The following is a 6,692-nucleotide window of genomic DNA, read 5'->3' on the forward strand; positions in this document are numbered from 1 at the left end:
CTTAAAATCGGCAATAAAAAACTCCCGAAGGAGATCTTACTTAAAAATTAGACGTAAAATTTATAAAGCAAGTTTTCTGCCCTTTCTTCACTGGAAAGAATGTAAATTTAGGCTTGTATTTTTCATCACGGCTAAGCTCCAGCATTGTGGAGCTAACATCCTTAATCTCAAACACTTCAGCCACGCTTTTAGCTTTTATTATTTCATCATCTTCACTGAGCGTATATACATCAAGCTCAGGGCTTAACTTTTGAAGTTCTTTCGATTAAGTCTTTTATTTTCATTTAATATCACGTGATTATTTTTGGCATTTTAGAATAATTTATTACGCAAGCCATCTCAACAGACTACTTCAAATCATCTGGCACATATTTTTTAGTATTATTTTAAGCAAACAGACACTGTACAGATTAGGTATCTACTAAATATAAATTAAATTCATTGACTATTTAAATAGTGAGATGGATCAATATGATCGAGTGTTTACTAAAAAACCTTTGAAATATAAATAAGATATAAACATTTTAATCGTACATATACCTACAAATGCATCCCTAAGCTACCTCATTGTAACTGCTTCTACTGTGCCATTCTTACTAGGTCGAATCTTCGGCAAACAAAATTGAGAAAACTATGTTAGTTAATACAAATACCGCTCAAAAAGCGTCTTTCAATCAATTTTCAAATAACGCTACTGACAACAAGCCTAAATCAGACAACCAGATACAGAAGCCCGCACAAGATAAGCCTGATCAAGATGATACAAACCCTACGAAAGAGCAGCATGATCAAAAAGAAAATGCAGACAAAAAATAAATCATAGCTCAATATCTTGATTAGCAAGAAAAGCCTATCTACCTGATGGGCTTTTTGGAATTCAAAATATCTGTTACGCTGTACATTACCTCAAATAATATGGCATTACGCATATAACGCCACACATAAATTATTATCCACTCTTTCAGCTTAATCATAATTCCGTCAATTGCTAGTAACTCATTTTGTATTAATTCAGACCGTTTGAGATTCTGATACTTGGACAGCTCAGCACTGCAAAATTCTAAGCCTTATTTAGCTTATACTTCTTCTGCCATAAGCATCTCATCAATAAGAAAAGAAAAAACCCGCTAATAATGTATATTTAGTGGGATTTTATATGCAGTAATCCGTCCAGTGAATTTAAGAAATAAAAAAACCTGCACTTTGGGGAAAATGCAGGCTATAAACTGAAATTAAGTAAAAGTGTGGAGAATTACTTAATGTTGAGTAATTTACTATGAATTACTTTACTTTTCAACAATTCTTGATGAATTTCAACTTTTTATCATCAACTGTATGCTAAATCTCAGTCACATTATATAAACCGAATAAGCAAAATGGGAATTAGAGCATATTTTCCAGATATTAAAAGCCCCACTAAGAAGTGGGGATCATTACCAATTTTGAGAAATGAATGCTTATTTATTCCCGGTACTAGCTGTGAATAACTTCTAACTCAAAACCGTTATCAATCATTTTATTAATACTGGGTATCAATGCGTCTATCCATTCTCCCTCACTCCAAACCTTTAAGACTCCATTTTCCTCCTTATAATAGGCATGAGTGAAAAATGAGATATGATGAATAACCTGTGTTCCATTTGGTATATTTTTCATACAAACCTCCAGTTTTTTTGTTGTAATTTTAATCTATCAGAATCTTATGTTTTTTAAGTATAGAAGCTTGTATCAATTCACTATTAAATGTGACTTTTCAAACAATGTATTAACCTATGTTATAAGAAGACGATTCCTTTAATTGTCAGTTTATTTTTACTTAAGCCGTTGTGAGTTAAGTTTTAATATATTTTTGGTTTCATGAACATCATCCAATAAAAAACCATCCGAAGATGGTTTTTTTATTCAGCCTTGAGCTATTAGCCGCAAGATGCTTGAACAATAATTTTAGTTTGTGGATCAGTGACTACTGTAACTCGATCTGAACGGTAATCTAAAGTTACTGGCTGACCTGGTGCCACCATTCGTACAGTTTCAGCTTTAGTTTTAGCTTTAATGACTGCTTCAGATAAACCAGTTTGTCCAACCAGCTTCGTTGCCTCATCCGCTATACAGCTAGTCATCGTATTTGGTGGTTGAGAAGGCATCTGTTCAGGATTATTTGCACATGCTGTCAATACAACTGCAGCTAAAATTAAAGATAAATTCTGGATAATTTTCATAAACTTTTGTCTTATCAAGATAAAAACATAATCATACCGAATACGATAGCTTTAACTACAGGCTTAACTACAATCTCTATACATTTTACTCAAACTGAATATTTAAAAAAAGTATTGCTCTCTTAAAGTGAAAATCTGGAAATTTCCATACAGATTTAATATTCACCACCCATAAGAAAAGAAAAAACCCACCAATAATGCATATTTAACGGGGTTTTATATACAAACTATGTTTGGCAAATTAAATATCATTAATACTCTACAGTAATTACAAATGTATTCTCATCTTCTAAATGAGTTTTGAAATTAAAAGCATGTTTGTGAAAGTATTCATTCAATTGCAAAATAGTGCCCTTATCAACAGTATTAAAAGGAACTTTTAAATGAATTGGATTTTCCTTACGCTTAGCAATAACCTCATGGAGTTTAATAAATAATTCTTCGTATTTACTTGTCGTAATATTGGCCATTTTGGTCACCAGTGATTACCAAAAATATAATTATAGCTAAGATACCAAACCCTATTGTAGGGTTAATTTTATACCTCAAGGAATACCCGGTTTTTCCACACAGTTCCGATATTCTTTTTTGTTATCGCTAATCTCAGTCACATCATGCAGGCTGAATAAGCAAAATGTGAACGGGAGCATGACTTTTCGCCTGGCAATAATAAATCTCCAGAAGGAGATTTATTGAGTTAATCCAGCTATTTGAGTTCTGAATCTTCAAAATTTTCAGGGAGATTTAAATTGATTTTAAAATTTGTAGTTTGATTAATATTACCCCAGTCTCCGTAAATCAGTGCTTTAACTTCAATTCCGGTATCTTCATATAGGCGCTTATCCTTTAAAATTTTGAGAAACTTTTCAGCATCTACGTCACTTAGATAACCGACTTGAATACCACCGACAACCACCATAATCGCATAGGTATATTCTGTATTTGTGGTATCCATAATCAAGAGAGCATTAACCACTTTACTCACAGAGTTATCAAGTTGAGGGCCAACTATTTCAATTATAGGGTGCTGAAATTCAATTGCACTGGAAATTTTATGACCAAATTTATTTTTAGTCATTTCTTTAAACTTTCCACCGGACTTATGTTGGCTGGGTTTCACCATTACAAAGAATGTGATTAAAACAATAATCACAAGAAGAACTAGGCCCATGACTCATACTCTTCACATGGGAAAGATAACAACACCCTAACACAAAAGGATCTATATTCTTTAAGTTTTATTGGGTTTTAAACTCTCATAACAATTTATTTAACTCAGAAGACAGCCAGTCAATAAACTGCTCTTTATCATCTATTTCCGGTATATCAAATACCCAATAATATTTAGATCCGAGCCTGCATTTAAATATTACAGTTAAGGTATTGATTTCAATATAGGCATCTTCTCCCCTGAGCTCTGCAAATGATCGTAGAGTTATTGAAAAAAACTTCAGCTTATTGACTATTTCATATTTTGATGGCTCATACTCCTTTAAGGCTTCATCATAAATAAAGGCAAAGATCTCTGGAACCATAGCAATGTCCAGTGGCTTAACTTCAATTAATAATGAAGATAAATCAACCCTTAGCATTACGGTGTACAACAAATGTATTGCCACTTATTTTCATTTTTAAAAGATTATAAATGCACAAAAGCCCACCGTACGGCGAGCTTTTTATTAAATCGAGAAGTTTAAAACCCGACTAGGCTTTAAAACCTGCCAACATAACTTTACTTACTACTTCATCAAAGTCTGGCTTTGAAAGAGTTGGCCTGCTATTTCTTATAGCTTTATAGGAAAAACTTGCTGCAAACCCCACACAAACCACAGTTAACAACTTCATTATTGCTTACCTCATGTATTGGGAAGATTTGATTTAAAATTATCATTTCTATCTGTAGTCTTTCAATTCACTTTAGAGTGATTTGTGTATTACACCTAAAACAATATGTAATAAAAAGGCTCACCCTTTGGCATTCACAATCACCAGCTGCCACAAGCCATTAGAGGCAACGAATACTGCTAAATCTGGCGTTGATCCAGTGGTCAAAGCTCAATTTGAAAAATCAGATGCTCAAATTGGTGAATACTTAAAGTTTCTGGATGACTCTAAAGCCCTCTTCAACAGAGAAATACAAAATCCTCTGCAAAGACTGTTCTGCTGAATACAAAAAACAACTGCGTATCTGCTCTATTGAAAATTCAGCCTGATGATTACCCCAAGCTAAGCCCCGCTTAAAGACATTAAAGTCATAAGGGGAAGACTATAAGGCAAGTTAAATATCCCCTATAGGTAAATTCAGATAAGAATTCCTCCTCCTCATCGCAGTATTTTTTATGTCATCCAAATGTAAATAAATCTTTATATTTCTATCCAACTAATTAACATGTTTATACTTATGATTTAGAACGAAAAGGTTTGTTCAATATGAAATATATAATTGGTGCTTCACTTCTTGCTTTGGCACTGGCCGGCTGCAATTCATCTCCTACCCAACCTACAGAATCAACGCCTCCTGTAGAAAGCACACCAAGTACTCCGGCTGAAACCCAAGTAATTAACTTTGTTGGACCAATGGATCTAACGATTCAGCTTAAGTCATCTGACAATTTTGAAACAGCAGAAATGACTGATAATTCAGGCAAAGTTCATCATTTGAAGCAAACTGTAGCGGCCAGTGGTGTACGTTTAGCGAATGACCAAGGTGTATCTATTCACTTTAAGCGTGGCGAAGGTGTAGTAGAGTTAGTTAAAGGTAAGCCAATTAACATTACTGAATACAAAAAATAGGATTCTTACTTTAAAAACCCATCTTAAGATGGGTTTTATTTTAGCTATGACCCAAGACAAAATACCCCTCAGGCAACCTGCATAAGAAACTTGCCCCTCCATCTATATGATTTTTTATGTAAAGCGTAAGGTTCAAAATAACGTCTGTAATAATCAGTATAAGCCCTATAATTATTAGAAATAATGCTATGTGGTCTGCTCCTTGAGTGTTGTTCATTTTATGTTGTCTGATCTGCTATGAATACTTTTTTTCTTTAGACTTTTAAAGCTGTATTTTTATTCATGATTTCTATATACAATTATATTCAAGTATTTGAAATTACTTCCTAGATATAGTGAATCTTTATGATAAATCATGCTGGTTTTAAAAGCTTTGAGGAAGCAGGTCAAACGGTTTTAAAATACCTGCACACTCGCTTTGGCTTCAATTTATGGATGATCACCCGCACTGAAGGTGATGACTGGATCGTTCTGCAAAGTGAAGATAATGGCTATGGCATTAAACCAGGGCAAGTGTTTCGTTGGGCTGATTCCTTTTGCTCCCAAATGGTACAAGGTAAAGCTCCCCGCATTGCCCCCTACTCACCTGCTATTCCACTATACCGTCAGGCCGCAATAAACAAGCTGGTAGATATACAAGCATATGTAGGCCAGCCGCTTGTAAAAGAAGATGGTTCACTTTTTGGCACACTTTGTGCTATTGATCCACAACCCAAGTCAGAAATGCTTATTGAAGAGGCAGCGATTTTTGAACTATTAGCACAGATGCTGAGTTATATCTTACAAACTGAATTAAGAGAGACACAACAAATACGTAAAGCTGAACATTTTGAAGCTGAGGCCCTTAGTGATTCACTTACTGGTCTGTTTAACCGTCGTGCATGGGACAAACTGCTTGAATTAGAAGAAGAGCGCTGCAAACAATATGGCCATCCTACTGCTATATTAATGATTGATCTTAATGACCTCAAAATTACCAATGATTCTTTAGGACATGCGGCAGGTGATGAACTCATTCAAAGAATGGCTTTAACCTTAAAAGATAATATACGCAGTAATGATATTGTTGCTCGCTTAGGTGGTGATGAGTTTGCAGTACTGAGTATAGAAACCGATTTAGAGAATGCTGAGAAGCTGGTATTAAGAATTCAGCATGCGTTGGTACAAGCTGGTATTAGTGCCGCAATTGGTTTGGCAATGCGAAATCCCCAATCTGGATTATCAGCAGCTGTTTTAGAAGCTGATGAAAAGATGTATCAAGACAAGGTCTTAATCAAATCAAATAGAATGGGTTAAAAAAACCGCCTTACGCGGCCTGAGATTTTAAAAAGCTGCAACCAAAGTGGCACTTGGGCCGGGTGGAGAAAGTATGAAAGCTTTTAATTGTTATCAATGATCGCAACATATCTGATGAAGAGTAGTATTTGTGAATGATGTCCTTATGCAGGTGAAGCTTTTTGCTGATCTCCGATACAGTTGGAACTTATCCAATACTCCATTTTTAGTCATTTCAAATAGGTTTCGAATTGAACTAAGGTAAATAAAGGTCAAAGTATTCTCTATACTGGCAAATGGTTTTAGGTTTAATATGTATTAGTTCAGACTTGATCGTACATTCTTCTTGAAAAAGAGAAAGTTACCCGTTTTGATAAAGGTGTCGAAATCTTAATCAAACAAAGG

Annotated in this window: 8 protein-coding genes and 1 pseudogene; 3 read left to right on the plus strand and 6 right to left on the minus strand. The window is 34.5% G+C overall.

The window, feature by feature from the left end:
• Positions 1-633 precede the first annotated feature (633 nt).
• Positions 634-816: a hypothetical protein gene (locus tag NI461_RS11455; protein WP_174659881.1), complete on the plus strand. Its 183-nt coding sequence runs from the start codon at positions 634-636 to the stop codon at positions 814-816.
• A gap of 657 nt (positions 817-1,473) precedes the next feature.
• Here the strand turns inward: NI461_RS11455 and NI461_RS11460 are convergent.
• The 6 genes and pseudogenes from NI461_RS11460 to NI461_RS11485 form a co-directional block, all read right to left on the minus strand.
• Positions 1,474-1,656, minus strand: a complete 183-nt coding sequence (locus tag NI461_RS11460; protein WP_151206181.1) for a hypothetical protein — start codon at positions 1,654-1,656, stop codon at positions 1,474-1,476.
• Between the two features lie 260 nt (positions 1,657-1,916).
• Positions 1,917-2,111 (minus strand): annotated as a pseudogene (locus NI461_RS14320) (I78 family peptidase inhibitor); the annotation flags it as partial.
• A gap of 359 nt (positions 2,112-2,470) precedes the next feature.
• Positions 2,471-2,689, minus strand: coding sequence for a hypothetical protein (locus NI461_RS11470; protein WP_174659883.1), 219 nt, complete (start codon positions 2,687-2,689; stop codon positions 2,471-2,473).
• 236 nt (positions 2,690-2,925) lie between these two features.
• Positions 2,926-3,390 carry a hypothetical protein gene (locus NI461_RS11475; protein ID WP_174659884.1) on the minus strand — a complete coding sequence of 155 codons (465 nt, stop codon included), beginning with the start codon at positions 3,388-3,390 and terminating at the stop codon, positions 2,926-2,928.
• An 85-nt stretch (positions 3,391-3,475) separates the two neighbouring features.
• Positions 3,476-3,838 (minus strand): hypothetical protein, encoded by a 363-nt coding sequence (locus NI461_RS11480; protein ID WP_174659885.1) that lies wholly within the window; start codon positions 3,836-3,838, stop codon positions 3,476-3,478.
• Positions 3,839-3,923: 85 nt separating this feature from the next.
• Entirely contained in the window at positions 3,924-4,064 is a 141-nt protein-coding gene (locus NI461_RS11485; protein ID WP_174659886.1) for a hypothetical protein, read from the minus strand.
• Positions 4,065-4,649: 585 nt separating this feature from the next.
• Here NI461_RS11485 and NI461_RS11490 point away from each other — a divergent pair.
• A complete protein-coding gene (locus NI461_RS11490; protein WP_151205489.1) occupies positions 4,650-5,012 on the plus strand; it encodes a lysozyme inhibitor in 363 nt (120 codons plus the stop codon).
• Between the two features lie 348 nt (positions 5,013-5,360).
• Positions 5,361-6,308, plus strand: coding sequence for a GGDEF domain-containing protein (locus NI461_RS11495; protein ID WP_151206371.1), 948 nt, complete (start codon positions 5,361-5,363; stop codon positions 6,306-6,308).
• Positions 6,309-6,692 lie beyond the last annotated feature (384 nt).

This window comes from Acinetobacter sp. S4400-12 (assembly GCF_024129495.1).
GTDB classification, from domain to species: domain Bacteria; phylum Pseudomonadota; class Gammaproteobacteria; order Pseudomonadales; family Moraxellaceae; genus Acinetobacter; species Acinetobacter lwoffii_C.

Excerpts from the sequence above, each read along its gene's own strand:
- NI461_RS11455 (WP_174659881.1), top strand. The coding sequence starts at position 634 with ATGTTAGTTAATACAAATACCGCTCAAAAAGCGTCTTTCAATCAATTT.
- NI461_RS11460 (WP_151206181.1), bottom strand. The coding sequence starts at position 1,656 with ATGAAAAATATACCAAATGGAACACAGGTTATTCATCATATCTCATTT.
- NI461_RS11470 (WP_174659883.1), bottom strand. The coding sequence starts at position 2,689 with ATGGCCAATATTACGACAAGTAAATACGAAGAATTATTTATTAAACTC.
- NI461_RS11475 (WP_174659884.1), bottom strand. The coding sequence starts at position 3,390 with ATGGGCCTAGTTCTTCTTGTGATTATTGTTTTAATCACATTCTTTGTA.
- NI461_RS11485 (WP_174659886.1), bottom strand. The coding sequence starts at position 4,064 with ATGAAGTTGTTAACTGTGGTTTGTGTGGGGTTTGCAGCAAGTTTTTCC.
- NI461_RS11490 (WP_151205489.1), top strand. The coding sequence starts at position 4,650 with ATGAAATATATAATTGGTGCTTCACTTCTTGCTTTGGCACTGGCCGGC.